This is a genomic window from Shinella sp. WSJ-2 (assembly GCF_003432075.1).
Lineage (GTDB): Bacteria > Pseudomonadota > Alphaproteobacteria > Rhizobiales > Rhizobiaceae > Shinella.
Window position 1 is genome coordinate 1 of sequence record NZ_QWBU01000002.1, and the last position, 26,665, is coordinate 26,665.

A 26,665-nucleotide genomic window follows, 5' to 3' on the forward strand; every position below is an offset into this window, starting at 1 on the left:
AAAAGCCCCCGTCGCAGAAATGCACGGGGGCTTTCGACGTTCTATACCCGGAAAAAACAACATCGCTCCACAATACTAACAGCGGGAGCAATGCGATCCGCAAGTCTCTTCGTCGATGCTCCTTGAACTATCCGATTAGAGCGTCGTGGGCCGCGACGCGGAGAAGCATAACATCCTCGAAGCAAGCCACCCTGTAGACGCGCCCAGCTGTCGTGCGTTGGAAAGCAGTTATGTAGAATCTGTGTAACTTGCTGTTTCTGGCGGCGACGGACTTGTACGGAAACGCGCTCCCTTTAGCCACAGCTTGAAGGCCTCCCAATGGATGCCCGCCATTATCTTCATCGTCATGAAAGGGAACCTGATCAAGTAGCGCGCTAGAGTGGCGTCCGTCAGAGGCGCCGCGTCTGCATTGAACGTGGCGGCCATGACGGGTTCCTTGCCGGCAGTTTCGTGAATTCGCACCCGCACGGTCTTGCCGGGCGGGAGGATGCGGAAATGGTAACGCAGCCCCATGTCCATGAAGGGGGATACATGAAAGACCTTCGTCCGCGTCTGCCTGATGCCAGCGGGGGTAAGGTCGCCCGCAAGGACCGGGACCACGTAGTTGTGCCGTTCGCCGAAAGTATTCCTGACCGCGTAGATGACAGCAATCAACCGGTCATCATCGTCATAGGCGAAGTAGGTCGAAAGCGGGTTGAAGACATAACCAAACATACGCGGGTAGGCGAGCAGCAGGATACGGGCCGCGGGCCTTTCAAGACCGGCGCATGCCAGCAGACGATCGGCGTACTGTCGAAGCGTCTCGCCGTCCTCCTCGACGTGATCGCGCTCGTGAAATGTCAGGATCCCCGCGCAGTTCACGGTCAGCAGACGGGTCATTCCGGCAAGGGTGACGAGCTGGTCGACATCCACCAGAAGGGAAAAGACGCTATAGCTGAAGCGATGGCCGAAAGGGTGGAGCCTCTGATGCATGACCTTTCCAGGATAGAGCGTGCCGGCTGCAGCGGGCGGTGGACCGTTCTGAGCCATGCTGGTGATCCGGACCTGCTTCATGCCTTGCTTCTTCCCGGTCGTCATCTGGCCGACTGCCAGCGCACGTTCTTGCAAAGGATACCGCCGAGGATACAACCACGCGTTAGAAGCGAATTGTCGGAAACTTGCACCGTGATCGAATAGGTTCGCTCACGTTTCGCGTCATAGGCGGTTCCAGACAACGTATCAGGAGACTTGGGTTGAAGCGACATGACGAGGCGGTCGCCGGCCTCTTCGCCCTTGCTGGTATCCCTGATCCAGAGATTGGTCGCACAAATATTGCGCCCGCATGGGGCGATGCGCACACGCGCATTTCCGTCGTCACGCAGCCAGACTCCACTTGGATCGGCCGATTGCTGCGCGTGAGACGCCGCGGCAGTCATCATCAGGGCGGAAAATGCAGTCAGAACGGTTATCCTCATTGCTCAATTCTCCTTCCTTGTCCTTGACTACGCACCCGCGGGCGGATCGGTTCACCCGAGGTGATCCGTCGCAGCAATAAAGGCGTAGAAATGTCGAGAAACGTCCTGGGAGACACCGGTATGAAAACCATCGTCATCGCCTATCTGGCGACCGGAATCGCCTTTCTGATCGTCGACGCCATCTGGCTCTCGACGATGGCGGATATGCTGTATCGGCCGCTCCTGGGCGACAAGCTTGCACCACAGTTTCACATGGCGCCGGCCGTTGTCTTCTATCTGATCTATGTTGCCGGCATCGTGTTTTTTGCCGTGATGCCTGCGCTCGAGGGTGGGGGGCTCGGCAAGGCCGCCCTGAACGGGGCGATCCTTGGTCTTGTGGCATATGCGACCTATGACCTCACCAACCAGTCGACGCTCAAGGACTGGCCGCTTTCCGTTACGCTCGCCGATATTCCGTGGGGCGCTTTCGTCACCGCGGTTGGCGCATCAGTCGGGTTTCTTCTGGCTAGTCGCGTTGGCTGACCGTTCGGTTTCAGCAAGAATCCCGGAAAACAGAATGGCTACGAAAGCGGTCAGCATGCCGGCGCTCATCACGTTTAACCGCGCTAGGGCAGTGTATTGCGCTGCATTGTACTGCGCGATCGGTAGAGCATAGACATCGTGCAATAGGAAAACGCCGAAGGCGAGCGCGGTAAGCGCAAGGGCCAAGATACGCTCCTGCGGGCGAAACAGCAGAAGCGCGATGGTCCCGCACGGAATAAGGAAAATTTCGACCGCTGAGGCCGTTCCCAAGAGCCATGATGAAAGCACGGTGTTGGCGATCCCCGCCAATGGCAGCAGCGCCCGTCCCACAACACTGTTCCAGCGCGCCACGGCAGGCACGGCGAGAAAGAGCGGCGTCGACAGAAACGTGAACAAGGCGGCTGTGACATCGGTGCTCACCAGCCAGTAAAGATAGAGCGGGTAAAAAGGTTGGTTGGACGCGACCAGCAAAGAAATCATATTCGCCGCAGCGACGCGTGGATCTGGGTGGTAAGTATAGGCCCGCACCATCACGGCCAGGCGTTTAAGGAGGTAGATCACCGGTCTACGCCGGCAGGGCTGAGGCGGTAGTGGCTCACACCCCATTCTTCCCCATCGGCATGGCCGAAGAGCCCGGCCGTCGCCAGGAAAAACATCCGCCAGCGCCGCATCCAAACCGGTGCATTCCTGCCGTAGGTCGCTTCGAAGATGGCGCGTACCGCGTCGTGGTTTCGGTCGAAATTATAGAGCCAGTCCCGCGCGGTGCGTTCGTAGTGCTTGCCGTTCCAGCGCCAGTCACGCTCGACAATGAAACAGTCGTCGAATTCGCGAATAAGTCCGTGGCTCGGCATGATACCGCCGGTGAAGAAGTACTGCGCAATCCAGTCCGCCTTGTCGGCATGGTCGAAGCGGTAGGCCGTCTTGCGATGCGAAAACACGTGCAGGAAAAGCTTGCCGTCATTGCTGATCCAGCCGCGTGCACGCTTGAGTAGGGAGTGCCAATTGGACATGTGCTCGAACATTTCCACCGACACGATGCGGTCGAAGGTGGCAACCGGTGAGAACGTATTCATGTCGGCGGTGATCACGGTCAGATTGCGAAGGCCGCGCCGCTTGGCCTCCGCCTCGATATAAGTCCGCTGCGACGATGAATTCGAAACGGAGACGATGCGACCCGACGGAAAGCGTTTCGCCATGAACAGCGAGAGGGAACCCCAGCCGCAGCCAAGCTCGAGAATGTTCTGCCCGTCGGCGAGGTCAGCGTGCAGGCACGTTTCCTCCAGGGCCGCAATTTCTGCTTCCTCGAGTGTCGTGGCGGACGAGGCATAGAAGCAGGACGAATATTTGCGGTGCGGGCCGAGCACAAGCGAGAAGAATGCCGCAGGAAGCTCGTAATGCTGGGCATTGGCGTCATCGGTGTGCACGGCGATGGGCCATTCGCTCATGGAGCGCGAAAAGTCCTTGTCCGTCGGAGCGGTCCCATCTGAAAGCAGCCGGCATGTGCGGCCAACGAGCCGGCTAATACCGAAGCGCAAGGCTTGATCTGGTAGCGGCAGGCGCTCCGCGGCGGCGATGGCGGTCACGGCAAGGTTCATGTCGTCTGCTCCCGTTTTTGCGGACCCGGCCAGAAGGCGTTGACACGCCTGGCATAGGCGGTGAAACCCACGCCGCGCGAACGCATCATGTGCGCTTCAAGCGGCGGAATCCCTGAAACATGCGCCAGCAGCCAATACATCAGGGTGGGGCCTGCAAGCGCCAGCCAGCCCCAGCCCCAATCGCCGGCCGGGCCGATAGCCACGGCCGCGTAACCAACCCATCCGAGCCACTGAAAGAAATAGTTGGGATGGCGCGACAGGCCCCAGAGCCCGACATCGCAAACCTTGCCTCTGTTGGTGTCGTCGCTGCGAAACCGTGCCAGCTGCGCATCGGCAGCGCCTTCCCCGACGACGGCGATGACAATGATCGCGATGCCGGCAATATCGCTCCACTGCCAACCCATGGCAGGGTTGCGTGCCGCGGCGAAGATCGTCGTGCTCAAAAGAAGTGCTGCGGCAGCCTGGATCTGCAGAAACAGGAAGAGACGCCAGCGCCAGCGTTCGCCCCATTCCTCCTTAAGTTTCGCGTAGCGAGGATCCTCACCGCCCTTCAGCGTGCGCCGCAGGATATGCACACCAAGACGACACGACCAGAGCGCGGCCACCGCTGCCAGGAGAAGCCGTCGCTGCCAATCGCCCTCCCAGCCCGAAACCGGAAAAAGTGCAGCGGCCACACCGGCTGCACCCACCAGAAAGGACCATACGGTATCGACCCAACCGGATCCTGCGCCCTGTACCACCGCAAACCAGACGGCGGTCATGCCCAGTGAGATGGCGGTGGCCATAAGAAGGAAGAGCGCCGCCGCCGACATGGTTCAAATCCTGAAGATCGGCTGCAGCATGCGGCCCATGACGTTCTTGAAGCGCATCTTACCTTCTAGGGCGGCCAGGCAGATGCACTCGCCATCCTTGTCGACAACCGGCTGGTGCTCGACATCCTCGTCCATTTCAGCGAGATCTCCAGGGCTGAACCGGCCGAAGCGGTCGGAAAAGGATCCCGATACGATGTAGGTGAATTCGGTACCGACATGCCCGTGGTCGGGAAGAGCTCGACCTGGGCCGACCTTGAGGAGGATGAGGTTAGCATCGGGGTCCTGTGGCACGCCAACCCGGCTCATCTTCATGCCGGGGCCGATCCAGCGCCAACGTCCGATATCGCAGCCGCGCAAGGCGTCGGGCAGGCGAATGCCTTCGATCTCCACCGGCGCCAGCGGCGGCGGGGTGAGGGGGGTGGCATCCTCGTCGTCGAGCATCGCAAGCACGTCGTTCAGTGTAGTTGCCGACATCTGCGTCGGTTCCGTTTCTTCCAAAAGCGCGCCGCCGAGGGCCTCGTATTGGCCGACACGGGCGCGACAGACCGGACAACTCGCCAGATGCGCCTTGACGACAATGGCGGGCGCGGCCGAAAGCGTGCCAGCGGCATAGCGCATCAGGGTCTCGTCGGTTGCATGATGTGTGGTGGTCATGATTTGTCTTCCAGCAGCGCGCGCAGCCGGTTCATGGCCAGGCGTGTTCTAGATTTCACGGTGCCGAGCGGGATGCCCAGTACATCGGCGATTTCGGTCTGCGATTTCTCGCTGAAATACGCGAGGCGGATGATCGTTTGTTGCTCGGGTGAGAGCGCGGTCAGCGCGTTACGCACCGCAGCGTCCCGCTCGGCGCCGAGCATTCCATCCTCAACCGTATCCATCGCCTTCTCAGGATCCGGCGGCAGAGCCGATGGGTTCCTGTGTCGTCGCAGATGGTCGATGCGAATGTTGCGCGCGACCGTAAAGATCCAGGTCGCGACCCCAGCGCGTTCCGCATCGAAATAAGAGGCCTTGCGCCAAACGGTCAGCATCGTCTCCTGCACGAGATCCTCCGCCGCGACGGAGGACATCGTCCAGCGAAGGAAGAAGGTCTTCAGCTTCGGTCCGAAATAGCGAAAGAGGAGGGCAAAAGCCTGACGGTCTCGATCCTGCGCCACCTGTCGCATCATTTCGACAAGCGCATCGGGCGAAGGCGTCTGTTGTTTGTCCCTTGAACTCACCACGGCAAGCCGCCGGCCGGTCTGGAGACCGGGTTTGTGATTACTCTCAACGGGTTTCGATGCTTCATTCATGCATCCTTCTACGCGGTGCTCTCCGAAGCGGATCACACTATGCGATATCGTCCTTCGCAGTGATCCGTCAAAAGTCCCCGTCCGTAAAGGATACAGATAGTTGTCCAGAGTTCGAAAGCCGCAAAAGGATCGTCATGCGCCATTTTCCTCAATCGGATCGGCCACTCAAAATCGCGATTGTCGGCACGGGCATCGCCGGCCTTTCAGCGGCATGGTTACTATCGAAGCGCCACGAGGTCACCATTTTCGAGGCCGACGATCGTATAGGCGGCCATTCGCACACGGTGGACGCGGGCGGTGTCCCGGTCGACACTGGCTTCATCGTCTATAACGAAGTGACCTATCCTAACCTCACCGCGCTGTTTACGCATCTCGACGTCCCGACCAGGGCGTCGGAAATGTCCTTCGCTGTTTCGATGGACGGTGGGAAGCTGGAATATGCCGGTACGAATCTCGCTGGTCTTTTCGCCCAGCGCAGCAACCTCGCCAGCCCGCGCTTCTGGTCCATGCTGCGCGACCTTGTGCGTTTTTACCGTCAGGCGCCGAGCGGCGTCCGCGATCTCGATCCCTCGGCGAGCCTTGACGACTATCTCGATAGCGCTGGCTTCGGACAGGCGTTTCGAGAAGATCACCTCTATCCCATGGCGGCCGCAATCTGGTCGACGCCGGCGCTTGAGATCGGCAACTATCCGGCACTTTCCTTCGTGCGCTTCTGCGAGAACCACGGTTTGCTGAAATTCGTGAGCAGGCCCATCTGGCGAACGGTTGACGGTGGCAGCCGTGCCTATGTCGAGCGGCTGACGGCGCCATTCCGCGACAAAATCCGGACCAATGCGCCGGTGAGGTCAATTCGCCGTGTCAACGGCGCAGTGGAAATCTCCGCGAACGGTGCGGAGGCCGAATGGTTCGACCATGTCGTGATCGGTGCTCATGCAGACCAGGCCCTGCAAATGCTTGCCGATCGTTCCCCACGTGAGCACGAGCTTTTGAGTGTATTCGCCTATGGCGACAACGAGACTGTGCTTCACCGGGATGAAACCCTGATGCCAAGTCGCAGGCGTGTCTGGGCAAGCTGGAATTATCTCGCGCAATCTGGACGTGACGGTGCGGCATCGCGCAAGCCCTGTGTCACCTACTGGATGAATCGATTGCAAAGAATATCCGATCCTCGCCCCTGTTTCGTTACACTTAGCCCCTTACACGCTCCCGCCGAAGACAAGGTCATATGGCGGGGGCTCTACCAGCATCCTCTCTTCAATGCTGCAACGCTTGCCGCACAAAAGCAGCTATGGTCGCTGCAGGGCGAGGCAAGCACGTGGTTCTGCGGATCATATTTCGGATCTGGTTTCCACGAGGATGCCATCCAGGCTGGCCTTGCTGTCGGCGAAACACTTGGTGGTGTCGAGCGGCCATGGTCGGTGCACGGGCAGTCGGATCGAATTTTCCGGACTTTTCAGACCACCTAGTACTCATCTGTTTATCACTAGATTGATTATAGATTTGGTGCCCAGTTGGTGTGTTCCTTATAGCATTTAGCGGAGATGATGGGGGCAGAACATAGGGGTAGATTTATCGTTGTCATCTTCCGCTTCGTGAAACGTTCTATTTAGGCGCGCTGACATTTCTCGTGCCGCACCAATCTGCGGTGAAAAGGGCTAGGGTCTTCGTGACACGCTTCAAGGAGGAGAGACTGACGCGCTCGTCGATGCCGTGGATATACTCCGTTATGCGTCCATAGACGAGCGATGGGATATTCCCGTGGACGGAGAAGACGGCCGCATCGAGATAGCAGGCCATCACATAGGAATTAAGCTCGGCACCGGCATGCGTTTCGACATGCGCAGCACGCAGGGATTTCTCCGCTTCGGTACCCTCCGGCAGACCATAACTGGCATGCATGACGCCGATCCAGGTGAGCGAGACGAGGCCTTCACCGGCGAAGGCTTGGTCCTCCGATTGAATTTTCTCGACAAACGTCTCGACTTCAGCTGCGCGCAGCTTCGGATCGTCACCGGGATAGAAGCCAATCCGTCCTTCCGCGACGCAATCGCTTGGGACGGAAGCGATCCAGTCGCCGCCGGAAATCGTGCCGATGGTCAAGGCAACAGGGTTGGTAATGTCCTTGAACCAACGTCTCCCCTCTCGTTCTGCGATCCATTGCCGCTCGAGCACACGCGGATGGTCGATCAGGCGGATCATGAGATCGATAGCGCTCTGGCCGGAGACGGGACCGCGCGGGTGCGCCGGACGCCCTCTTGTTTCAAGTCTGAACTTAATGACGCCGGCATTTGCGTGCACAAGCTGCTCGTCGGTCGGCTCGGGGCTGACGAGCGCATCGGCAGTGAAGCCGAGGGCAAAGGCAGTCGCCGCCCCGTTGTCTGTGATCTCTTCCTCCACAACGGACTGTATCTGCACGTCTGCGAGCAAAGACGGGCCGGCGGCGAGATAGCGTCGAGCGCGAAAATCGAGGCTGTCAACCCCGCCTTCATGTCGCCCGCACCGCGTCCGTAAAGCCAGTCGCCATCGCGGTGGGGCTCGAAGGGCGGAGATGTCCAGCGATGCGTACTTCCGGCGGGCACCACATCGACATGCGAGTTGAACGCCAGTGATCGCCCACCAAAGCCTGCCGCGTGCTTTCGGCCGACGACATTCCAGCTTTCATCATAGTCGACGGTTGCAGGTGAGAAAGCCGGATGTGTGCCGATTTGCGAGGCATCGGTGCGGAAACGGCTGACATCGAATCCTCTTTCCTTTAGCGCTGTCTCGATGAAATCTTAAACGGCCACCTCCTCATTGCGCACCGATTTGAAGCGCACGAGCCGCTCCAGAAAAACGATCTGCTCGTCGAAAAGCCGGTCGACTGCGTTGAGGATACGATCATGCGTAGAAGTCATGGTGGGCCTTGAGATACGGATGCAGTTGCGAGGCAACGTAGCCGTTGCCTCGCGCGGTTCAAGCGTTAGCCGAGGACAGCCTTCACGGCCTCTGCTGTCGCCTTGAGGATTACATCGGCCTCTTGATACGTGAGGCAGAGAGGCGGGGCGAAGCCAAGGATGTCGCCCTGCGGCATGGCGCGGCCGATAACGCCGCGCTCGAGAAGAGCTGCGGAGATTTGCGGGCCGATCTTCCTAGCAGGGTCGAAAAAGGTGCGGTCGTCCTTGTCCTCGACGAACTCGATGGCCGCCATCAGGCCGTCGCCACGCACCTCGCCTACATGCTTGTGGTCGCCGACGGCCTTGGCAAGCTCGCTGCGGAAATAGGCGCCGGTGGCGCCGGCATTCTCGACCAGGCCGAGTTCGTCGATGAGTTCAAGATTGGCGACGCCTGCGGCCGCGCAGATCGGATGCGAGGAATAGGTCCAGCCATGGCCGATGGCGCCGAGTTCGTCCGAGCCCTTGACCAGCACGTCCCAGACCTTGTCGGAGACGATGGTGCCGGACAGCGGGGCATAGGCGGAGGTAAGCCCCTTGGCGATGGTGATAAGGGCCGGCTTCATGCCGTAGTGGTCGGAGCCGAACATCGTGCCGAGGCGGCCGAAGCCGGTCACGACCTCGTCAGCGACGAGCAGGATGTCATATTTGTCGAGCACGGCCTGGATTTTCTGCCAGTAGCCCTTCGGCGGCGGCACGATGCCGCCCGTGCCGAGGATCGGCTCGCCGATGAAGGCGGCGACGGTGTCCGGCCCCTCGGCCAGGATCATTTCCTCCAGCTTGTCGGCGCAATATTGCGAGAACTGCTCCTCGTTCATCGTGCGATCCGGGCGGCGGAAGAAATAGGGCGCTTCCGTGTGCAGGATCGGCGCACGCGGCAGGTCGAAGGCATTGTGGAAGAGGTGGAGGCCGGTCAGCGAGCCGGTCATGACGCCTGAGCCGTGATAGCCGCGCCAGCGCGAGATGATCTTCTTCTTCTCGGGGCGGCCGAGGATGTTGTTATAGTACCAGATGAGCTTGATGTTGGTCTCGTTGGCATCCGAGCCCGACAGCCCGAAATAGACGCGGCTCATGCCCTCGGGCGCGCGGTCGATGATCATCTTGGAAAGCGTGATCGAGGCTTCCGTGCCATGGCCGACATAGGCGTGGTAATAGGCGAGGTTCTTCGCCTGTTGGGCGATCGCGTCGGCGATCTTCTTGCGGCCGTAGCCGACATTTACGCAATAGAGCCCGGCAAAGGCATCGAGGCTCGTCTTGCCCGCCGTGTCCGTGATGTAGACCCCTTCGCCGCCGCCGATAACGCGCGTCGGCGTCTCGCCGCGGGCGTGCATGCCCATATGGGTCGAGGGATGGAAGAAGTGGTCGCGGTCCCAGGCGATTAGTTCGTTGTTTCCGTCGAGCATGGTTGGTCCTTTCGTATGATGCTTAGCGTCAGATCAGGCGCCGGGATTAGGCAGCGGTGTCGATGCAGAGATATTTGAGTTCGGTGAAGGCCTCCATGCCATGGCGCGAGCCCTCACGGCCAAGGCCGGATTGCTTCCAGCCGCCGAAAGGGATCGGCCCGCCGGTGATCTTCACGCGATTGACCGCCACCATGCCGTATTCCAGCGCGCGGGCAAGGCGCATCTGCCGCGCGCCGTTTCCGGTGACGAGATAGGCGACGAGGCCGTATTCGGTGTCGTTGGCGCGGGCGATCACCTCCGCCTCACTATTGAAAGCCGCGACGGCGGCGACGGGGCCGAAGGTCTCCTCGCGCATGATGAGCGCGTCGTCCGGCACATCCGTCAGAAGCGTCGGCTCGTAGAACAGCGAGCCTGCCACATGACGCTTGCCGCCGGTCAGAAGCCTGGCGCCGTGTTTCAGCGCATCGGCCACCTGCTCTTCCACCTTGGCGATGGCGCGCTCGTGCATCAGCGGACCGATTTCGACGCCCGGTTCAAGCCCGCCGCCGACCTTCAGCGCATCGATTCGCGCCTTGAAAGCCTTGGTGAAGGCGGCGAGCACCGGGCGCTCGACATAGATGCGGTTGGCGGCAAGGCAGTCCTGGCCCGATGTGGCGAATTTGGCATTGACCGCGATCTCGGCGGCCTTGTCGATATCGGCATCGGCGAAGACGATCAGCGGGGCGTGGCCGCCAAGCTCCATCACCAGCCGCTTCATGGTCTGCATACATTGGCCGGCGATCAGCTTGCCGATATCCGTCGAGCCGGTGAAGCTCATCGCGCGAATGCGGGGATCGGCATTCATGCGGCCGACAATAGTGGCGGCATCGCCCGTCACCACGTTGAAGACGCCGGCTGGAAGGCCGGCGCGCTCGCCGAGTTCGGCCAACGCCAAAGCCGAAAGCGGCGTCTCGCTGGAGGGATGGGCGACCACGGTGCAGCCGGCGGCGAGTGCGGCGGCGGCCTTGCGGGTGATCATGGCGCAGGGGAAATTCCAGGGCGTGACGATGCCGACGACGCCGAGCGCTTCGCGGCGCACGATCATCTCCGCGCCGGGCAGGTGGCTCGTCACGCTCTCGGCGTTAAGGCGTTTGCCCTCTTCGGCATACCATTCGATGAACGAGGCGGCATAGTCGATCTCGCCGCGCGATTCCGCCAGCGGCTTGCCCTGTTCCAGTGTCATCAGCAGCGCAAGGTCCTCGCGCGCATCGAGGATCAGGCCGTGCCATCTACGCAGGATGGCGGCGCGCTGCTGGGGCAGCAGGTCCCGCCAGGCTGGGAAGGCTGACGTGGCCGCCGAAACGGCCTCCGCCGTCTGGTTGGCATCGAGGGATGCCACCCAGGCGAGCGTCGCGTTCGACGCGGGGTCCGTCACAGCGAAACTGCTGCCGTCACGGCCGGCAACCCAGCGACCGCTGACATAGGAGAGTTCGCGCAGCAGGTGAGGGTCGGCGAGGCGGGCGAGCGTGTCGTGAAACATAGTCCGGGCGAATTGGGCGGTCATGGCGGCCTCCTCTGGCTGTGTGAGAGGAGTCTGCCAGAGGCCGGGCGGCAGATTGTCTATAGCCGGGGCGGCAGGCAGAGACTTTGGCTAAATCGCCGGCCGGTCATAGACGATCTCTCTACAGCGGCCTCATCCGGAGGCCGGCAGAAGGGTGGCCAGCGGCAGCACTGTCTCCTCCTTCACCGTCTTGGTGACGATGTAGGTGAAGTAGCGGTCGATGCCGAGTTCGCGGTCGAGCAGGCTGTCGACGAGGCGCTGGTAGGCGTCGATGTCGGCCGCCATGATCTTCAGGATGTAATCGACCCCGCCGCCGACCGACCAGCAGGCGACGATCTCAGGTGTTGCCGCCACGGCCCGCTCGAAGCGCTCGAAATCGGCCTGCCGGTGGTTGGCGAGCGTCACCTCCATCATGACGCTGGCGACCGGTGCAACGCGCCGCACCGCCACCCGCGCGTGATAGCCGGACACGATGCCCGCCCTTTCGAGCTTGCGCAGCCTGAGCCAGCAGGGCGTCGGCGACAGCCCCGCCTTCTCCGCCAGCGCCAGCTTGGTGATGCGACCGTTCTCCTGGATCGCCTCCAGGATGCGCAGGTCGATGGCGTCAAGTTTCATGCGGTCGCCCTCCGGGCGGGGATCATGTCAGAGCGGAGAAAAAGACAATGGAAAGGCATTTTGGCGTTGTCAATTGAACTGAATTTGAGCACTGTTTAAATCATGACAAATTGGCGTCCCGATCCATCCCAATTGCGCCGGCCGGCCTACCTCTCTCTCGCCGAGCAGATCGCCCGCGCCATCCAGGAAGGACTGCTGCCGAACGGTACACGCCTTCTGCCCCATCGCAAGCTCGCCGACGACCTGAAGCTCTCCGTCCAGACTGTCAGCCGCGCCTATGACGAGCTGATCCGCCGCGGCCTCATCTCCGGCGAGGTCGGCCGCGGTTCCTTCGTGCAGACGCAGCCGAAGGAGCCGGAACCGCCCTATCTGCCGGAGCGGTTGGGCGAATTGGTCGACCTGTCCATTCTCAAGCCCGTCTGCGAGCAGCTCCATCTCGAGCGTATGCGGGAGGCTTTCGGCTGGCTTGCGGAAAACCTGCCATCGAGTTCTGCGCTGTCTTTCCGCCCAAACATGGTGTTCCCGCGCCACCGCGCCGTCGCCGCCGAATGGCTGGCCCGCTGCGGTCTTGAGGTCTCGCCGCTCAACATCAGCCTCACCAATGGCGCGACCTCGGGCATGACGGTCGCGCTGATGAGCGTCGCCCCGCCCGGCTCCACCGTCGCGACGGAGGCGATCAGCCACCACACGCTGGTGCCGCTTTCCACCTATCTCGGCCTGCATCTCGAAGGCCTGCCGATCGACCGCGATGGCATGATCCCCGAGGCGCTGGATGAAGCCTGCCGGCGGGGCGTGATTCGCGCGGTCTTCCTGCAACCGTCCGTGATCAACCCGACGGCGACGCTGATGAGCGCCGAGCGCCGGCAGGCGCTGGCCGACGTCGCGCGGCGCCATGACATCGCGATCATCGAGAACGATATCCTCGGTCCGCTCGTCGAGCACAAGCCGCCACCGCTTGCCGCCTTTGCGCCGGAGCGTACGCTTTACGTCACCAGTTTCACCAAGATCACGGTGCCGGGCCTGCGCATCGGCTATCTCGCGGCGCCCGACCGCTATGTCGCCGCCGTCGCCAACCGGCACCTCGTCTCCAACTGGATGGCGACGCCGTCGATCGCCGAGATCGCCACCCGCTGGGTCGGCGACGGCACGGCCATGGAACTGGTCAACTGGCAGCGCCGTGCGCTGGCGGTTCGCCATGCCATCGCGGAAGAGGCCTTCGCGGGGCTGCCTTATCACGCCCACCCGCAGAGCCTGCATGTCTGGCTGCCGTTGCCGGAAGGGCATACGGAGGAAGGCTTCGTCTCGCAGGCCCGCCTGCGCGGCGTCGCCATCGCGCCGGGCTCGTCCTTCCGTACTGTCGACCAGGGATGGCATCCGGCGGTGCGCATCTCGCTCGGCTCCACGACGGAGCAGGAACTTCGCACCGGTCTTGGCATTCTGGCTTCACTGGCCAGCGGAAACCCGGAGGCGTTGCTGCTCGCGATTTAGCGCCATTGCCCGCCAAACGCGCAATAAAACAATAAATGTCATGAGATTATTATTCGGATTGACATGATTTTGATCGCCGCGCATCGTTAGGCCATCACTTGTCCCCACAGGGAGAGACAGGCATGGCCGCACCGATCATCCGCATCGACAACATTATTAAGCGCTACGGTCACTTGACCGTGCTCGATGGGTTGTCGATGGAGGTGCTGCCGGGCGAAAAGCTCGCCCTCATCGGTCCGTCCGGCTCCGGCAAGACGACGATCCTACGCATTCTCATGACGCTCGAAACGATCAGTGGCGGCCATATCGAGGTCGAGGGTGACCAGCTCTATCACATGCCGAAGAACGGCGTCCTCGTGCCGGCCGACGACCGTCACCTGCACCGGATGCGCGAGAAGATCGGCATGGTTTTCCAGCACTTCAACCTCTTCCCGCACAAATGCGTACTCGACAATGTCACGCTCGCGCCGATGCTGACCAAGGGCGTTGCGAAGGCCGTGGCGGAGAAGCGGGCGATGGAGCTTCTCGACATGGTGGGCCTTGCCGACAAGGCGAAGAACATGCCCGCCCAATTGTCCGGCGGACAGAAGCAGCGTGTCGCCATCGCCCGTGCTCTCGCGCTCTCGCCCAAGATCATGCTGTTCGACGAAGTGACCTCGGCGCTCGACCCGGAGCTGGTCGAGGAGGTGCTGAACGTTATGCGCAAGCTCGCCGCCGAGACCGACATGACCATGCTGCTCGTCACCCACGAGATGGGCTTCGCCCACGATTTCGCCGACCGGGTTCTGTTCTTCGATCGCGGCAAGATCGTCGAGGAAGGCAAGCCGGACGAGATTTTTCGCAATCCCAGGCAGGAACGCACACAGACCTTCCTGCGCAAGATCATCGCGGCAGGGCACCGCGTCTAAGGTCCGCCTCGGAATAAAGCCCCAAACAAACAACCAGAAACAGCCAGAGGAGTTCGCAACATGAGCATGAGGACGTTTTTGACCCTGGCCGCCGGCGCAAGCGCGCTGATGGCGGCCATCGTCGTCACCCCCGCTTTCGCCGACGATGCCAAGCTGGAAGAGCTGAAGGCGCAGGGCTTCGCCCGCGTCGCCATCGCCAACGAGCCGCCGTTCACCGCGGTCGCCGCCGACGGCAAGGTTTCGGGTGCGGCCCCCGATGTCGCCCGCGAAGTCTTCAAGCGCCTTGGCGTCGCCGATATCGTCGCGTCGATCTCCGAATATGGCGCGATGATCCCCGGCCTCCAAGCGGGTCGCCACGATGTCATCACCGCCGGCCTCTTCATGAAGCCGGAGCGCTGCGCCGCCGTCGCCTATTCCGAGCCGATCCTGTGCGACGCCGAGGCCTTTGCGCTGAAGAAGGGTAATCCGCTCAAGCTGAAGAGCTACAAGGACATCGCCGACAATCCGGATGCCAGGATCGGTGCGCCGGGCGGCGGCACGGAAGAAAAGCTGGCGCTCGAAGCCGGCGTGCCGCGCGACCGCGTCATCGTCGTGCCGGATGGCCAGAGTGGCCTGAAGATGTTGCAGGACGGCCGCATCGACGTCTATTCGCTGCCGGTCCTATCGATCAACGATCTCGTCTCCAAGGCGAATGATCCCAGCATCGAGGTCGTCGCCCCGGTCGAAGGCGCGCCCGTTTATTGCGACGGCGCGGCCTTCAAAAAGGGCAATGAGGCCCTGCGCGATGCCTTCGACGTCGAGCTCGCCAAGCTGAAGGAAAGTGGCGAATTCGCCAAGATCATCGAGCCCTACGGCTTCTCGGCCGCGGCCGCGATGTCGACCACGCGCGACAAGCTCTGCGCGGCGAAGTAAGCGCGGTCTCCATCTCGCCCTCTCCCTAACCAAGGGAGAGGACACCTTGATCCACTCTTGAATGGGAAGACGATGACCGACTGGTCCGGCTATATAGGGCTGATCCTGCAAGGCGCGCTCGTGACGCTTGAGCTCACCGTGATGGGTTCGGTGCTTGCCGTCATCATGGCGTTTCTTGCCGGCCTTGGCCGCGTCAGCCGCTTTATGGCTGTGCGTGCGCTTGCCACCACCTATATCGAGTTCTTCCGCGGCACGTCGATCTTCGTCCAGCTGTTCTGGGTCTATTTCGTGCTGCCCTTCGCCGGCGTTACGCTGTCGCCGCTCCAGGCCGGGGTGCTGGCGCTCGGCCTCAATGTCGGCGCCTATGGCGCGGAGGTGGTGCGCGGCGCCGTCAAGGCGATCGGCCGCGAGCAGCGCGAGGCTTGCATCGCCCTCAACCTGACGCGTGGCCAGGCGATGCGCCATGTCATCCTGCCGCAGGCTTTGCCGCTCATGCTGCCGACCTTCGGCAACAATGCGATCGAGCTCCTGAAGGGCACCGCCGTCGTGTCGCTGATCTCGCTCACCGACATGACCTTCCAGGCACAGGTGGTGCGCTCTCAGACCGGCAGCACGCTGATCCCCTTCACGGTCATCCTCGTGCTCTATTTCCTGATGGCGCTGGCCATCTCCACCGGCATGCGCTGGCTGGAACGCCGCGTCACCCGTGGCCTCGACGGCGTGAGGACCTGAAGATGGAATGGGATTGGGATTTCGTCTGGCAGATCCTGCCGACCCTCCTCGAGGGGCTGAAGATCACCCTTCTGGCGACCGTGCTCGGTGCCGCGGTCGCCGCCGTCGTCGGCCTTCTCTTCGCCATCCTGCGCATGACCGCGCCGAAGCCGATTGCGCGGACCACGGGTTTCATCGTCGAGTTCATCCGCGGCACGCCGCTGCTGGTGCAGCTCTACTTCATCTTTTATGTGCTGCCGGATATCGGCATCCGCCTGCCCGCGCTCTTGGCCGGTGTCATCGGGCTCGGCGTGCACTACGGCACCTATGCGGCGGAAGTCTATCGCGCGGGCATCGAGAACGTGCCGCGCGGACAGTGGGAGGCGGCCAAGGCGACGAACCTTTCCGGCCGCCAGACCTGGATCCATGTGATCCTGCCACAGGCCATCCCGCCGATGATCCCGGCGCTCGCCAACTATCTCATCGCCATGTTCAAGGAGACGCCCTTGCTCTCGGCCATCACGGTGCTGGAACTGATGAACCAGGCGAAAAGCGTCGCCAACAGCAGCTACCGCTACATCGAGCCGATGACCATGGTGGGTGTCTTCTTCCTGATCATGAGCCTGATCTCCGTCGTCTTCCTGCGCTGGCTGGAAGAACGTTATGCCCGCGTGGAGGAACGCTGATGCAGACCCTCGATCTCACCCTCGCCACGCGTGGGCCGAAACTAGACGACCGCCCGCTGGACAAGCGCGTCGGCCTGATCATCCTGGCGACCGACCACACGACCGAGGTGGATTTCCAGCGCATGGTGGCAAGCGACAGGATCGGCGTCTATGCGACCCGCATTCCCTACGCCAACCCGGTGACGCCGGAAAACCTGCGCGCCATGCAGCCCTCGCTGACGGCGGGTGCGGCGCTCATCCTGCCGGATGAGCCGCTCGACGTCGTCATGTATTCCTGCACGTCGGCGTCGGTCGTCATCGGCGATGCCGAGGTGGAGGCCGCGGTGAAGGCCGCCAAGCCGGAGGCCGCCGTCGTCACGCCCACGGCCGCGGCCGTATCCGGCCTCAAGGCCTTCGGCGCCAGGCGCATTTCGGTGCTCACGCCCTACACGCTGGAAACCAGCCGGCCGATGGCCGACTATTTCGCTGCACTCGGTTTCGACATCGCCCGCTTCACCTGCCTCGGCCTCACCGACGACCGGGACATGGCGCGGATCGCGCCGGAGGAAATCGTCGCCTTCGCGAAGGAGGCCATGGCGCCCGATTCCGATGCGCTCTTCATCTCCTGCACGGCCGTCCGCGCCGCCGGCGTGGCGGCGCAGATCGAAGCCGCCATCGGCAAGCCCGTCGTCACCAGCAACCTTGCCACCGCCTGGGCCTGCCTGCGCCTCTGCGGCGACGAAGCGCTACGGCCGGAACTCGGCCGGCTGATGACGCTCGCCTATCCTGGCGCTGAACCATGACGGATACCCGCCTTCCCGTAACAATCGCAGATATCGAGCAGGCGGCTCGCCGCATCGAGGGCCGTGTCCTGCGCACGCCGTTCGTTCTCTCATCGGCATTGTCGGAGCGCCTGGGCGTGGTGGTCGGTCTGAAGCTCGAACATCACCAGGCGACCGGCAGCTTCAAGCTGCGCGGCGCGACCAACGCAATGCTCTCCCTTTCGCCCGAACAGCGGGCGCGCGGTGTCGTGGCGGCCTCGACCGGCAATCACGGCCGCGCCCTTGCCCATGCGGCCAAGGCCGAAGGCTCCGTCGCGACGATCTGCATGTCCAATCTCGTGCCGGAAAACAAGGTCGCGGAAATCCGCCGGCTCGGCGCCGATGTCCGCATCGTCGGCCGGTCGCAGGACGAGGCGCAGTTGGAGGTGGACCGGCTGGTCGCCGAAGACGGCCTCGTCATGGTGCCACCCTTCGATGACAAGGCGGTCGTTGCCGGGCAGGGTACGCTCGGACTGGAGATCGTGGACGCCTTGCCTGACGTCGCGACCGTGCTCGTGCCGCTGTCCGGCGGCGGGCTGGCGGCGGGCGTCGCCGCGGCGGTCAAGGGCCGCTCGCCGAAGACGCGCGTCATCGGCCTCACCATGGAACGTGGCGCGGCAATGAAGGCGAGTCTCGATGCGGGCCGGCCGGTGCAGGTCGAAGAGGTGGCGAGCCTGGCGGATTCGCTCGGCGGCGGCATCGGCCTCGACAATACAGTCACCTTCGCCATGTGTCGCGCTCTGCTTGACGATGTGATCCTGCTTTCCGAGGAAGAGATCGCCGCTGGCATGCGGCATGCCTATGCCGAGGAGCGCGAGGTGGTCGAAGGCGCGGGCGCGGTGGGTATCGCGGCTCTGCTTTCAGGGCGGCTCGGCCGGCTGGACGGCCCGGTGGCCATCGTCCTATCCGGCCGCAATGTGGATATGGGCCTGCACCGGCGGGTCATGAATAGCGCGGAGGCAGCATGACCAAGATGAAGATCCTGACCGAAGCGGAGCTGCGGCGCATCGTGCCGCTCGATCTCGAAGCGATTGCCTGCGTCGAGGATGCCTTCCACGCGCTCGCCACCAAGGCCGTCGTCATGCCGCCGATCCTCCGGCTCGACATGCCGGAGCAGCGCGCAGAGGTGGACGTGAAAACCGCTTACGTTCCGGGCCTCGATGGTTTTGCCATCAAGATCAGCCCAGGCTTCTTCAACAACCCGGCCATCGGCCTGCCGAGCACGAACGGCCTGATGGTGCTGTTCTCGACGAAGACCGGCCTCGTGCAGGCGGTGCTGCTCGACAATGGTTACCTGACGGATGTGCGGACAGCCGCCGCCGGTGCGGTTGCGGCGCGCCATCTCTCGCGCCAGGACGCCGGTGTGGCCGCCATCTTCGGCGCCGGCATGCAGGCGAAATTGCAACTGGAGGCGCTGAGCCTCGTGCGGCGGATCCGCGAGGCGCGCATCTGGGCGCGCGATACGGCAAAGGCCGAGGCGGTAGCCTCCGAATTGACGCTGAAGCTCGGCTTCCCCATCCATGCGAAAGTTGATGGCCGGGCGGCGGTCGATGGCGCCGATATCATCGTCACGACCACGCCGTCGGAAACGCCGTTGCTCAAGGCCGAATGGCTCCAGCCCGGCCAGCATGTCACGGCCATGGGCTCGGATGCCGAGCACAAGAACGAGATCGAGCCAGCGGTTATCACCGGCGCCGGGCTCTATGTCGCCGACAGCCTGAAGCAAACCCGCCGTCTCGGCGAGCTGCATCATGCCATTGAAGCCGGCCTCGTAACGGAGGGTATGGGCTTCCCCGAACTCGGCGAGATCGTCGCCGGGCGAAAACCGGGCCGCAGCGGCCCCGAGCAGATTACCGTGGCGGATCTCACTGGCACGGGCATCCAGGACACGGCCATAGCAACACTCGCCGCCGCCCGAGCAGTAGCGGCCGGCGCCGGCACGACCTTCGAGAGTTGAGACCGGCTTCTCGCCGGGTATAGAGGAAAAACCGATGAAACAAGCGAACCTGAAGTTCTCACTTCCGGAATATGAAGCGCGTCTGCAAAAAACGCGGAAGGCCATGGAAGCCAAGGGCATCGACGTACTGATCGTCAGCGATCCGTCGAACATGAACTGGCTGACGGGCTATGACGGCTGGTCCTTCTATGTGCATCAATGTGTCGTGGTGCCGCCGACCGGCGAGCCGATCTGGTATGGTCGCGGACAGGATGCCAACGGCGCGAAGTTCACCGCCTATCTGAAGCACGAGAACATCATCGGCTATCCCGATCACTACGTGCAGTCCACCGAACGCCACCCGATGGATTATCTCGCAGTCAAGCTCACGGAGCGCGGTCTCGACAAGCTGACGATCGGCGTTGAGATGGACAATTACTGGTTCTCGGCCGCCGCCTTCGCTTCGCTGATGAAGCACCTGCCGAACGCCCGCTTCGTCGATGCCACCGCGCTTGTCAACTGGCAGCGTGCGGTCAAGAGCGAGACGGAAATCACGTATATGCGCAATGCCGCGAGGATCGTCGAAAAGATGCACGCGCGCATCTTCGACAAGATCGAGGTCGGCATGCGCAAATGCGACCTGGTGGCGGAAATCTACGATGCCGGCACGCGCGGCGTCGACGGCATCGGCGGCGATTATCCGGCGATTGTGCCGCTTCTGCCCTCCGGCGTCGAGGCCTCCGCGCCGCATCTCACCTGGGACGACCGGCCGATGAAATCCGGCGAGGGTACGTTCTTTGAGATCGCCGGCTGCTACCATCGCTACCACGTGCCGCTTTCGCGGACCGTCTTCCTCGGCAAGCCGACGCAGGCCTTCCTCGATGCGGAAAAAGCGACGCTGGAGGGCATGGAGGCGGGCCTTGCGGTCGCCAAACCCGGCAATACCTGCGAGGACATCGCCAACGCCTTCTTCGCGGTCCTCAAGAAATACGGCATCGTCAAGGACAACCGCACGGGCTACGGCATCGGCGTTTCCTATCCGCCGGACTGGGGCGAGCGCACGATGAGCCTGCGCCCCGGCGACACGAGCGAGCTGAAGCCCGGCATGACCTTCCACTTCATGACGGGGCTGTGGCTGGAAGACATGGGCTTCGAGACGACGGAAAGCATCCTGATCACCGAGACGGGCGTCGAATGCCTCGCCAATGTACCGCGCAAGCTTCTCGTGAAGGATTGAGCCATGGCAGACCGTAACCTTCGTCCGTCGCCGATCAGCGCCACGGTCGATTTTTCGGCCGAGGGCGTCCAGCACGGCTTCCTGCGGCTGCCCTATAGTCGGGACGATTCCGCCTGGGGCTCGGTGATGATCCCGCTGACGGTGGTGAAGAACGGGGCGGGGCCGACGGCCCTTCTCACCGGCGGCAACCACGGCGATGAATATGAGGGGCCGATCGCGCTCTTCGACCTCGCCCGCACATTGAAGGCCGAGGATGTGTCCGGCCGCGTCATCATCGTGCCGGCGATGAACTATCCGGCCTTCCTTGCCGGCACGCGCACCTCGCCGATCGACAAGGGCAATATGAATCGCAGCTTTCCGGGCGCGCCCGATGGCACGGTGACCCAGAAGATCGCCGACTATTTTCAGCGTACGCTGCTGCCGCTAGCCGATATCGTGCTGGATTTCCATTCGGGCGGGAAGACGCTCGATTTCCTGCCATTCTGTGCTGCCCATATCCTGCCCGACAAGACGCAGGAGGCGAGGGCCTTCGATCTCGTCCAGGCCTTCGGCGCGCCCTGGTCGATGAAGATGCTGGAGATTGACGCGGTCGGCATGTACGACACCGCGGCGGAAGAAATGGGAAAAATCTTCATCACCACTGAACTCGGTGGCGGTGGAACGTCGACGGCAAAGAGCGTTGGCATCGCCAAGGCGGGTGTCGCCAACGTGCTGAAAGCCGCCGGCATCCTGACGGGAACGGTCGAGGCCGCGCAGACCACCTGGCTCGACATGCCGGACGGCAACTGCTTCTCGTTTGCCGAGGATGGCGGGCTGATCGAGCCGCTGTTCGATCTGGGCGATCAGGTGAGGAATGGCGATGTCGTTGCCCTCATCTATCCAGTCGGACGTACCGGGGTTGAGCCACTTGAAATCAGTGCGAGAATGGATGGCGTTCTTGTCGCCCGCCATTTCTCAGGTCTCGTCAAATCTGGCGATTGCGTGAGCGTGCTTGCAGCAATTGTAACGACGTGAGCCTTATCGATTTTCAATGGGTTTTCGGCTCACAGTCGAATTTCGGCTGGCCGTATTACGGCCGGCGCACGGCCGTGTCGCTGAAGGCGAAATTCGCCGATTCTGCCTGGTGACGCAAAACGCGTTTCTCGTCGGCAATGCATTAGCGCAGGGGATCGTCGCAAGCGGGATCGCTACCGGGCTTAAAGAGTAATTCTATGTAAGAGCGGCGGCTTTAGGTGGCTGTCCCCGCATGTCAATTACATTCTCGACAAGCAGTTCTCTGTATCGGCTTTGCCAGATCAGGGCACGTCCATGTGAACATTGGAAGGAAAGGGGCGTTGATTCGCCCCCTCTCTGGTGTGCGTCAAACTCTCACTGGTTAAACCGATTTCACACCAACCGCTGCGAGGAGCCTTGTTAACTTCGCTGGATCCACGAGTGTGCCGTTCTCGAGCTTGGCTATTTCAAGTTCGGTGAGTCCGGAAATCAGCGAAAGCTGCTCGTTAGTGTAGCCTTTGGATTTCCGCAAATTTGCAATGGGGTTCGTCACGTTGATTGTCACGGCTTCTCTCCTATTGTTGCATTGCAATATAGGTCTGCCGCAAAAGGTTCCAAGATGGTAGTTGCCGCAATGCGAAACGCCAATGGATTCTGGCTCACTTCCAGCAGGGTGTGAGTTTCTGCTTGAACGTCTTATTGCATAAGCACTCGCTAAACCTAGGGCTGATCCAAAATCCATTCGCCGGGAATCGGCGGGTCACAGAAGTCGTTGAGAGCGCATTAAAGGTCGACCTGGCGTCCTCATGCGCTGACAACCCATTTCTATATCCGTTCTCACATACATGGCGGTTCGCTCACAAGTCAGGACATGCCATGGATGTGCACGTTTTCAATGCCAAATACGGAACAGAACGCCGCTTTGAGCCTTTCACCCCGATCAGGGAGTAGAAGGTGAAGCACAGACTTCTGGCAGACGATGCGGGCGAGATTACATTCATTTTGGTCCTCGATGAAGGCGATGACTTTGAATGCATCACTGCCTTTGTCGAAAAAAAGGTGACCGCAGCATCAATCACCGCTATCGGCGCTTTCCGTGTTCCACGATCGCATTCTTCGATTTTCAGGCGAAGGGTGGCCAGGGAGGCTATCGCCCTACCCTGGAGGTTGTGCTGAGGGAAACGCCTGTCGGGTTGCTGCGTCGGAATCGAGTGGATCTTGGCATCGCTCTGATCGACGTTGGATAAGACACGTTTCGGAGGTTCCCATGGACAATAAAGACAGATTGATCCTCGCGCTGGCGGCGTTGCTGCGGGCGGAACGCGAGACGCGCGGCGCTTTGATGGACGTATTGGAAGAGGATTCTATTTCGCGCGAAACGTTGCTCGCCATTCTCTCTGATCCCATCCCGATCGTCACGCAGGAGGACATTGCATTCGCCGAACGCTTTGCCTTGTCGAAACACCTGCCGCTCGAAAGGAAGGGATGATGGCGCCGCGTGCGTTCTGGAAGGGATATCTCAAGCTCTCGCTGGTGACCTGTCCGGTCGCCATGTCACCGGCGATATCGCAGGAGGATAAAGTGCGTTTCCGCACGCTCAACGGCAAGACGGGCAATCCCATCGTCAGCCGCTATGTCGATGCCGTCACGGGCAAGGCGGTGAGCGAGGACGACGAGGTGAAGGGTTATCCACGCGGCGAAGATGACCATGTCGTGCTGGAGGAGGATGAGATCGAGGCGGTGGCGTTGGAAAGCACGCGCACCATCGACATCGAGACCTTCGTGCCGCACGAAAGCATCGAATGGATTTGGTATGATTCCCCGCACTATCTCGTGCCGAACGATACAGTCGGGGAAGAGGCATTTTCCGTCATACGCGAGGCGATGGCCTCGACAGGTACCGTCGGCATCTCGCGTCTGGTTCTCTATCGCCGTGAGCGGGCGGTAATGCTGGAGCCGCGCGGCAACGGCATCGTGCTGTGGACGCTGCGTTACGGGGACGAGGTGCGTAGCGCGGAAGAATATTTCGCAGGCCTCAAACAAGCAAAACCGGATTCCAAGGCCATGGCGCTGGTCAAGACGTTGATTGAGGAACGCACGCGAAAATGGGATCCAAAGATGGCGGATGATCCTGTGCAGGATCGGCTGCTCGATATTATCGCTGCGAAGAAAAAAGGCCGCAAGCGCCCCGCAAAGGCCAAGACTCCGCCGCCGGCGGGCAATGTCATTAACATCATGGATGCCTTGCGCAGGAGCATCAAGGCGGAGGGGAAAGACAAATAGATCAGCCTTTCGCCTTTCCGGCTTTCAGCGGCTGGGCTGACGTCGTGAAATCTGCCCAAGGGTCGGCGGTCAGCGTCCGAAGGCGCGTTGGCGCATTCTCCACGGTGAAGTAGGCAGGGCCGACATTTGCGCTGAGTTCGTCCCAGGCGAGCGGCATAGACACGGCTGCGCCTGGACGGGCGCGGGTGGAATAGGGCGCCACCGCTGTCATGCCGCGCTGGTTGCGCAGGTAGTCGATGAGGATCTTTCCGCGCCGCTTCGACTTGGTGATGGTCGAGACATATTTGTCCGGGTTGTCTTTCGCCATGGCATCGGCGATCGCCTTGCAGAAAGTTTTGATGGCTGGCCAGCGCGCCGAGGGTTTCAGCGGTGCGCACACATGCAGGCCCTTGCCGCCGGAGGTCTTGACGAATGTCGCGAGCCCGGCTGCTTCCAAGCGCATGCGGGTTTCCTCGGCCGCGTCTATTACGGCCTGCCATTCGACCCCCTCACCGGGATCGAGGTCCATGATGATGCGATCGGGCCGCTCCCAGTCGGCGAGCGTCGAGCCCCAGGGGTGGATTTCCAGAACGGCCGACTGCACAAGGCCCATCAGCCCGTCAAGATCCTCGATCGCGACATAGGGCTCCTCGTCTTTTTCCGCAGGGTCCCGCACCTCAATGATCTTGGCATTGATGCCTTTCCAGGCATGTTTCTGAAAAAAGGTCTGCCCCTCAATGCCGGTCGGCGCGCGCAGGAGGGCGAGGGGCCTGCCAACGATATGTGGCGCGATATAGCGCCAGACTTCGCAATAGTAGTCGGCAAGACCTTCCTTGGTGACACCCTCGTCTGGCCAATAGACCCGGTCGGGGTGGGTGAGACGCACGGTGCGGCGCGGCTGTTTTTCAGCTTTCGGCGCGGCGGCGGTCTTAGACTTCGGCATCTCGGCGACAACCTCCCTGGCAGGCTTGTCCTCCCGCAAGCCGCGGAAGGAAGCATGGCGCAAATGCCCGTCACCCGTCCAGGCGCGGTATTCCACTTCGGCAACCAGTTCCGGCCGCACATAACGCACCTGCCGAGCTTCATCCGCGGTCAACTTGCGGCCAAAAGGGCTTTCGTCTGTGCGCATGCGCGAGAGGCGCTTGAAGAGATCGGCAGCGACAGCGGCAGAAAAACCGGTGCCGACACGCCCGACGGGCTCAAGCCTATCGTTTTTGTGGACGCCGAGAACGAGTGAGCCGATGGCCTGACGCGAGACGGTGGACGGCACATAGCCACCGATGACGAACTCCTGCCGAGCCGAGCATTTCGACTTTACCCAGCTCTTGCTACGGCCTTCGCGGTAGGGCGCGTCCCGCAGCTTGGAGACGACACCTTCAAGGCTGAGACGGCAGGCATGGCGCAGCACGAGCGCTCCGTTCTCATCGAAATGGCCACTGTAACGAAGAATGCCGGATATTCCGGGCACCAGCTTTTCGAGAAGGGCCTTGCGTGTTTCCAACGGCAGGCGGGTCAGATCATAACCGTCGAGATGAAGGAGGTCGAAGAGATAGAAAGTGAAACGGTCGTCACGCCCGGCGCTGAGATCGGCCTGAAGAGCGGAAAAGTCGGATGCGCCAGCGCCGGTCTCCACCACGAGCTCGCCGTCAATGAGCGCGGAGCCAATCGGCAGCTCGGCAAGTGCCGACACCACGGTCTTGCCGAACTTCTTCGTCCAATCCAGTCCGCTGCGGGTTAGAAGTTTGACGCGCCCGGCCTCAATACGGGCCTGGAGGCGATAGCCGTCGAACTTGATTTCGTGCAGCCAGCGGTCGCCGGTCGGCGGCGCGGTGGCGAGCGTCGCCAATGTCGGCGGCAGGAAATCGGGCAGCCTGGCTTTGCGTGCACCCTTGATGCCGGAGGGATCGGGTGCCTTAACAGTAGCCTCTTCCTGCTTTTGCGCCGTCGGTTCGGCTTTTTTCTTCGAGGGTTTTCTGATGCGGCCCGTCTTTGAAGACCAGCCGGGCTCCTCCCCCGCGACGTCTTCGATGTCCCGCCCCGTCTTTACCGATTCAGGTCGCTCTTCAAGCAGGTTGTCTTCGCCCTCGACCGCGAATTCGTCGTCGCCCTTGATCAGCAGCCAATTTTCCCGCTTCTCGCCGGGCTTGCCCTGCATGCGCACGAGATGCCAGCGGCCGTGCAGCTTCTCGCCGTCGAGCGTAAATTCCAGATGTCCCTTGGCATAGGCCTTTCGCGCGTCGCCAATAGGCTTCCAGGTGCCGCGGTCCCAGACGATGACGGTGCCGCCGCCATATTCCCCTTTGGGTATGGTGCCTTCGAAATCCCCATAGGCGAGCGGATGATCTTCGACATGCACAGCCAGCCGCTTTTCCGTCGGCGCGAGACTTGGGCCGCGCGTGACGGCCCAGCTCTTGAGAACGCCGTCCATTTCGAGACGGAAATCGTAGTGAAGACGCGTCGCGTCGTGCTTCTGGATAACGAAGCTTTGGCCGCTCTTGCGAGCCTTACGGCCACGCGGCTCGGAGGTGGATTTAAAGTTCCGTTTCTGTCGGTAGGAGTCCAGGGTCGCCAC

The 26,665-nt window shown here is 61.8% G+C and carries 27 protein-coding genes and 2 pseudogenes; 15 read left to right on the plus strand and 14 right to left on the minus strand.

The annotated features are described in order from the left end of the window. Positions 1-228 precede the first annotated feature (228 nt). Entirely contained in the window at positions 229-1,077 is an 849-nt protein-coding gene (locus tag D0Y60_RS04085; protein ID WP_199564103.1) for a DUF1365 domain-containing protein, read from the minus strand. Then, a complete protein-coding gene (locus D0Y60_RS04090; RefSeq protein WP_117367103.1) occupies positions 1,074-1,454 on the minus strand; it encodes a DUF2147 domain-containing protein in 381 nt (126 codons plus the stop codon). The genes D0Y60_RS04085 and D0Y60_RS04090 overlap by 4 nt, the downstream gene beginning before the upstream one ends. Positions 1,455-1,574: 120 nt before the next feature. On the opposite strand from D0Y60_RS04090, the gene D0Y60_RS04095 reads away from it, so the two are divergent. After that, entirely contained in the window at positions 1,575-1,976 is a 402-nt protein-coding gene (locus tag D0Y60_RS04095) for a DUF2177 family protein (RefSeq protein WP_117367105.1), read from the plus strand. On the opposite strand, the gene D0Y60_RS04100 is transcribed toward D0Y60_RS04095, so the two are convergent. From D0Y60_RS04100 to D0Y60_RS04120, 5 genes are read right to left on the minus strand one after another with little or no spacing between them, the layout of a single operon-like run. Continuing rightward, positions 1,941-2,537 (minus strand): hypothetical protein, encoded by a 597-nt coding sequence (locus D0Y60_RS04100; RefSeq protein WP_245409088.1) that lies wholly within the window; start codon positions 2,535-2,537, stop codon positions 1,941-1,943. The two genes, D0Y60_RS04095 and D0Y60_RS04100, sit on opposite strands and share 36 nt — an antisense overlap. Then, positions 2,534-3,571 carry a cyclopropane-fatty-acyl-phospholipid synthase family protein gene (locus tag D0Y60_RS04105; RefSeq protein ID WP_117367107.1) on the minus strand — a complete coding sequence of 346 codons (1,038 nt, stop codon included), beginning with the start codon at positions 3,569-3,571 and terminating at the stop codon, positions 2,534-2,536. Before D0Y60_RS04105 ends, D0Y60_RS04100 begins: the two co-directional genes overlap by 4 nt. Next, a complete protein-coding gene (locus tag D0Y60_RS04110; RefSeq protein WP_117367109.1) occupies positions 3,568-4,383 on the minus strand; it encodes a DUF1295 domain-containing protein in 816 nt (271 codons plus the stop codon). The genes D0Y60_RS04105 and D0Y60_RS04110 overlap by 4 nt, the downstream gene beginning before the upstream one ends. Before the next feature lie 3 nt (positions 4,384-4,386). Next, complete coding sequence (locus tag D0Y60_RS04115; RefSeq protein ID WP_117367111.1) at positions 4,387-5,037, minus strand: ChrR family anti-sigma-E factor; 651 nt, start codon at positions 5,035-5,037, stop codon at positions 4,387-4,389. Then, positions 5,034-5,672 carry a sigma-70 family RNA polymerase sigma factor gene (locus D0Y60_RS04120; protein ID WP_117367113.1) on the minus strand — a complete coding sequence of 213 codons (639 nt, stop codon included), beginning with the start codon at positions 5,670-5,672 and terminating at the stop codon, positions 5,034-5,036. Before D0Y60_RS04120 ends, D0Y60_RS04115 begins: the two co-directional genes overlap by 4 nt. A 134-nt stretch (positions 5,673-5,806) precedes the next feature. Between D0Y60_RS04120 and D0Y60_RS04125 the strand changes: the two genes are divergently transcribed. After that, on the plus strand, positions 5,807-7,138 hold the full coding sequence (locus tag D0Y60_RS04125; RefSeq protein WP_117367115.1) for an FAD-dependent oxidoreductase: 1,332 nt from the start codon (positions 5,807-5,809) through the stop codon (positions 7,136-7,138). Between the two features lie 136 nt (positions 7,139-7,274). Here D0Y60_RS04125 and D0Y60_RS24825 read toward each other — a convergent pair whose 3' ends face one another. From D0Y60_RS24825 to D0Y60_RS04145, 5 genes and pseudogenes are all read right to left on the minus strand, one after another. Then, positions 7,275-8,087: a peptidase dimerization domain-containing protein gene (locus D0Y60_RS24825; protein ID WP_199564104.1), complete on the minus strand. Its 813-nt coding sequence runs from the start codon at positions 8,085-8,087 to the stop codon at positions 7,275-7,277. 89 nt (positions 8,088-8,176) lie between these two features. Further along, positions 8,177-8,254: pseudogene (locus D0Y60_RS24980) on the minus strand (hypothetical protein); the annotation flags it as partial. Positions 8,255-8,631: 377 nt separating this feature from the next. Further along, positions 8,632-10,005: an aspartate aminotransferase family protein gene (locus tag D0Y60_RS04135; RefSeq protein WP_117367117.1), complete on the minus strand. Its 1,374-nt coding sequence runs from the start codon at positions 10,003-10,005 to the stop codon at positions 8,632-8,634. A 46-nt stretch (positions 10,006-10,051) separates the two neighbouring features. Then, on the minus strand, positions 10,052-11,548 hold the full coding sequence (locus D0Y60_RS04140; RefSeq protein ID WP_117367119.1) for an NAD-dependent succinate-semialdehyde dehydrogenase: 1,497 nt from the start codon (positions 11,546-11,548) through the stop codon (positions 10,052-10,054). A 129-nt stretch (positions 11,549-11,677) separates the two neighbouring features. Further along, positions 11,678-12,160, minus strand: a complete 483-nt coding sequence (locus D0Y60_RS04145; protein ID WP_117367121.1) for an Lrp/AsnC family transcriptional regulator — start codon at positions 12,158-12,160, stop codon at positions 11,678-11,680. A gap of 102 nt (positions 12,161-12,262) precedes the next feature. Here D0Y60_RS04145 and D0Y60_RS04150 point away from each other — a divergent pair, with 102 nt between their 5' ends. The 10 genes from D0Y60_RS04150 to doeB all read left to right on the plus strand — a co-directional run bounded on the left by D0Y60_RS04150 (position 12,263) and on the right by doeB (position 21,852). Then, entirely contained in the window at positions 12,263-13,648 is a 1,386-nt protein-coding gene (locus tag D0Y60_RS04150) for a PLP-dependent aminotransferase family protein (RefSeq protein WP_117367123.1), read from the plus strand. 122 nt (positions 13,649-13,770) lie between these two features. Further along, positions 13,771-14,556, plus strand: a complete 786-nt coding sequence (ehuA, locus tag D0Y60_RS04155) for an ectoine/hydroxyectoine ABC transporter ATP-binding protein EhuA (protein WP_117367125.1) — start codon at positions 13,771-13,773, stop codon at positions 14,554-14,556. A 60-nt stretch (positions 14,557-14,616) separates the two neighbouring features. Next, positions 14,617-15,468 carry an ectoine/hydroxyectoine ABC transporter substrate-binding protein EhuB gene (ehuB, locus tag D0Y60_RS04160; protein ID WP_117367127.1) on the plus strand — a complete coding sequence of 284 codons (852 nt, stop codon included), beginning with the start codon at positions 14,617-14,619 and terminating at the stop codon, positions 15,466-15,468. 72 nt (positions 15,469-15,540) lie between these two features. Beyond that, the gene (gene ehuC / locus D0Y60_RS04165; protein ID WP_117367129.1) at positions 15,541-16,200 is read left to right on the plus strand and encodes an ectoine/hydroxyectoine ABC transporter permease subunit EhuC; all 660 of its coding nucleotides are present in this window, start codon (positions 15,541-15,543) and stop codon (positions 16,198-16,200) included. Between the two features lie 2 nt (positions 16,201-16,202). Continuing rightward, complete coding sequence (gene ehuD / locus D0Y60_RS04170) at positions 16,203-16,865, plus strand: ectoine/hydroxyectoine ABC transporter permease subunit EhuD (protein ID WP_117367132.1); 663 nt, start codon at positions 16,203-16,205, stop codon at positions 16,863-16,865. Further along, positions 16,865-17,647 (plus strand): ectoine utilization protein EutA, encoded by a 783-nt coding sequence (gene eutA / locus D0Y60_RS04175; RefSeq protein WP_117367134.1) that lies wholly within the window; start codon positions 16,865-16,867, stop codon positions 17,645-17,647. The genes ehuD and eutA overlap by 1 nt, the downstream gene beginning before the upstream one ends. Beyond that, positions 17,644-18,633 (plus strand): hydroxyectoine utilization dehydratase EutB, encoded by a 990-nt coding sequence (eutB, locus tag D0Y60_RS04180; protein WP_117367136.1) that lies wholly within the window; start codon positions 17,644-17,646, stop codon positions 18,631-18,633. The genes eutA and eutB overlap by 4 nt, the downstream gene beginning before the upstream one ends. Further along, the gene (eutC, locus tag D0Y60_RS04185) at positions 18,630-19,622 is read left to right on the plus strand and encodes an ectoine utilization protein EutC (RefSeq protein WP_117367138.1); all 993 of its coding nucleotides are present in this window, start codon (positions 18,630-18,632) and stop codon (positions 19,620-19,622) included. The genes eutB and eutC overlap by 4 nt, the downstream gene beginning before the upstream one ends. Before the next feature lie 34 nt (positions 19,623-19,656). Beyond that, complete coding sequence (gene doeA / locus D0Y60_RS04190; protein ID WP_117367140.1) at positions 19,657-20,838, plus strand: ectoine hydrolase DoeA; 1,182 nt, start codon at positions 19,657-19,659, stop codon at positions 20,836-20,838. A 3-nt stretch (positions 20,839-20,841) separates the two neighbouring features. Continuing rightward, positions 20,842-21,852 carry a N(2)-acetyl-L-2,4-diaminobutanoate deacetylase DoeB gene (gene doeB, locus D0Y60_RS04195; RefSeq protein WP_117367142.1) on the plus strand — a complete coding sequence of 337 codons (1,011 nt, stop codon included), beginning with the start codon at positions 20,842-20,844 and terminating at the stop codon, positions 21,850-21,852. Between the two features lie 361 nt (positions 21,853-22,213). Here doeB and D0Y60_RS24690 read toward each other — a convergent pair whose 3' ends face one another. Next, the gene (locus D0Y60_RS24690; protein WP_158565400.1) at positions 22,214-22,396 is read right to left on the minus strand and encodes a helix-turn-helix transcriptional regulator; all 183 of its coding nucleotides are present in this window, start codon (positions 22,394-22,396) and stop codon (positions 22,214-22,216) included. Between the two features lie 389 nt (positions 22,397-22,785). Here D0Y60_RS24690 and D0Y60_RS24985 point away from each other — a divergent pair. The 3 genes and pseudogenes from D0Y60_RS24985 to D0Y60_RS04215 all read left to right on the plus strand — a co-directional run bounded on the left by D0Y60_RS24985 (position 22,786) and on the right by D0Y60_RS04215 (position 24,114). Further along, a pseudogene (locus D0Y60_RS24985) lies at positions 22,786-23,078 on the plus strand (DUF296 domain-containing protein). Between the two features lie 20 nt (positions 23,079-23,098). Continuing rightward, positions 23,099-23,320, plus strand: a complete 222-nt coding sequence (locus D0Y60_RS04210) for a hypothetical protein (RefSeq protein WP_117367146.1) — start codon at positions 23,099-23,101, stop codon at positions 23,318-23,320. Then, on the plus strand, positions 23,320-24,114 hold the full coding sequence (locus tag D0Y60_RS04215) for a Ku protein (RefSeq protein ID WP_117367148.1): 795 nt from the start codon (positions 23,320-23,322) through the stop codon (positions 24,112-24,114). The genes D0Y60_RS04210 and D0Y60_RS04215 overlap by 1 nt, the downstream gene beginning before the upstream one ends. A gap of 1 nt (position 24,115) precedes the next feature. On the opposite strand, the gene ligD is transcribed toward D0Y60_RS04215, so the two are convergent. Beyond that, positions 24,116-26,665 (minus strand): DNA ligase D, encoded by a 2,550-nt coding sequence (gene ligD / locus D0Y60_RS04220; protein WP_117368352.1) that lies wholly within the window; start codon positions 26,663-26,665, stop codon positions 24,116-24,118.

Coding starts and splice junctions, on each gene's coding strand:
- D0Y60_RS04085 (WP_199564103.1), bottom strand. CDS start 1,077: ATGACGACCGGGAAGAAGCAAGGCATGAAGCAGGTCCGGATCACCAGC.
- D0Y60_RS04090 (WP_117367103.1), bottom strand. CDS start 1,454: ATGAGGATAACCGTTCTGACTGCATTTTCCGCCCTGATGATGACTGCC.
- D0Y60_RS04095 (WP_117367105.1), top strand. CDS start 1,575: ATGAAAACCATCGTCATCGCCTATCTGGCGACCGGAATCGCCTTTCTG.
- D0Y60_RS04105 (WP_117367107.1), bottom strand. CDS start 3,571: ATGAACCTTGCCGTGACCGCCATCGCCGCCGCGGAGCGCCTGCCGCTA.
- D0Y60_RS04110 (WP_117367109.1), bottom strand. CDS start 4,383: ATGTCGGCGGCGGCGCTCTTCCTTCTTATGGCCACCGCCATCTCACTG.
- D0Y60_RS04115 (WP_117367111.1), bottom strand. CDS start 5,037: ATGACCACCACACATCATGCAACCGACGAGACCCTGATGCGCTATGCC.
- D0Y60_RS04120 (WP_117367113.1), bottom strand. CDS start 5,672: ATGAATGAAGCATCGAAACCCGTTGAGAGTAATCACAAACCCGGTCTC.
- D0Y60_RS04125 (WP_117367115.1), top strand. CDS start 5,807: ATGCGCCATTTTCCTCAATCGGATCGGCCACTCAAAATCGCGATTGTC.
- D0Y60_RS04135 (WP_117367117.1), bottom strand. CDS start 10,005: ATGCTCGACGGAAACAACGAACTAATCGCCTGGGACCGCGACCACTTC.
- D0Y60_RS04140 (WP_117367119.1), bottom strand. CDS start 11,548: ATGACCGCCCAATTCGCCCGGACTATGTTTCACGACACGCTCGCCCGC.
- D0Y60_RS04145 (WP_117367121.1), bottom strand. CDS start 12,160: ATGAAACTTGACGCCATCGACCTGCGCATCCTGGAGGCGATCCAGGAG.
- D0Y60_RS04150 (WP_117367123.1), top strand. CDS start 12,263: ATGACAAATTGGCGTCCCGATCCATCCCAATTGCGCCGGCCGGCCTAC.
- ehuA (WP_117367125.1), top strand. CDS start 13,771: ATGGCCGCACCGATCATCCGCATCGACAACATTATTAAGCGCTACGGT.
- ehuB (WP_117367127.1), top strand. CDS start 14,617: ATGAGCATGAGGACGTTTTTGACCCTGGCCGCCGGCGCAAGCGCGCTG.
- ehuC (WP_117367129.1), top strand. CDS start 15,541: ATGACCGACTGGTCCGGCTATATAGGGCTGATCCTGCAAGGCGCGCTC.
- ehuD (WP_117367132.1), top strand. CDS start 16,203: ATGGAATGGGATTGGGATTTCGTCTGGCAGATCCTGCCGACCCTCCTC.
- eutA (WP_117367134.1), top strand. CDS start 16,865: ATGCAGACCCTCGATCTCACCCTCGCCACGCGTGGGCCGAAACTAGAC.
- eutB (WP_117367136.1), top strand. CDS start 17,644: ATGACGGATACCCGCCTTCCCGTAACAATCGCAGATATCGAGCAGGCG.
- eutC (WP_117367138.1), top strand. CDS start 18,630: ATGACCAAGATGAAGATCCTGACCGAAGCGGAGCTGCGGCGCATCGTG.
- doeA (WP_117367140.1), top strand. CDS start 19,657: ATGAAACAAGCGAACCTGAAGTTCTCACTTCCGGAATATGAAGCGCGT.
- doeB (WP_117367142.1), top strand. CDS start 20,842: ATGGCAGACCGTAACCTTCGTCCGTCGCCGATCAGCGCCACGGTCGAT.
- D0Y60_RS04210 (WP_117367146.1), top strand. CDS start 23,099: ATGGACAATAAAGACAGATTGATCCTCGCGCTGGCGGCGTTGCTGCGG.
- D0Y60_RS04215 (WP_117367148.1), top strand. CDS start 23,320: ATGGCGCCGCGTGCGTTCTGGAAGGGATATCTCAAGCTCTCGCTGGTG.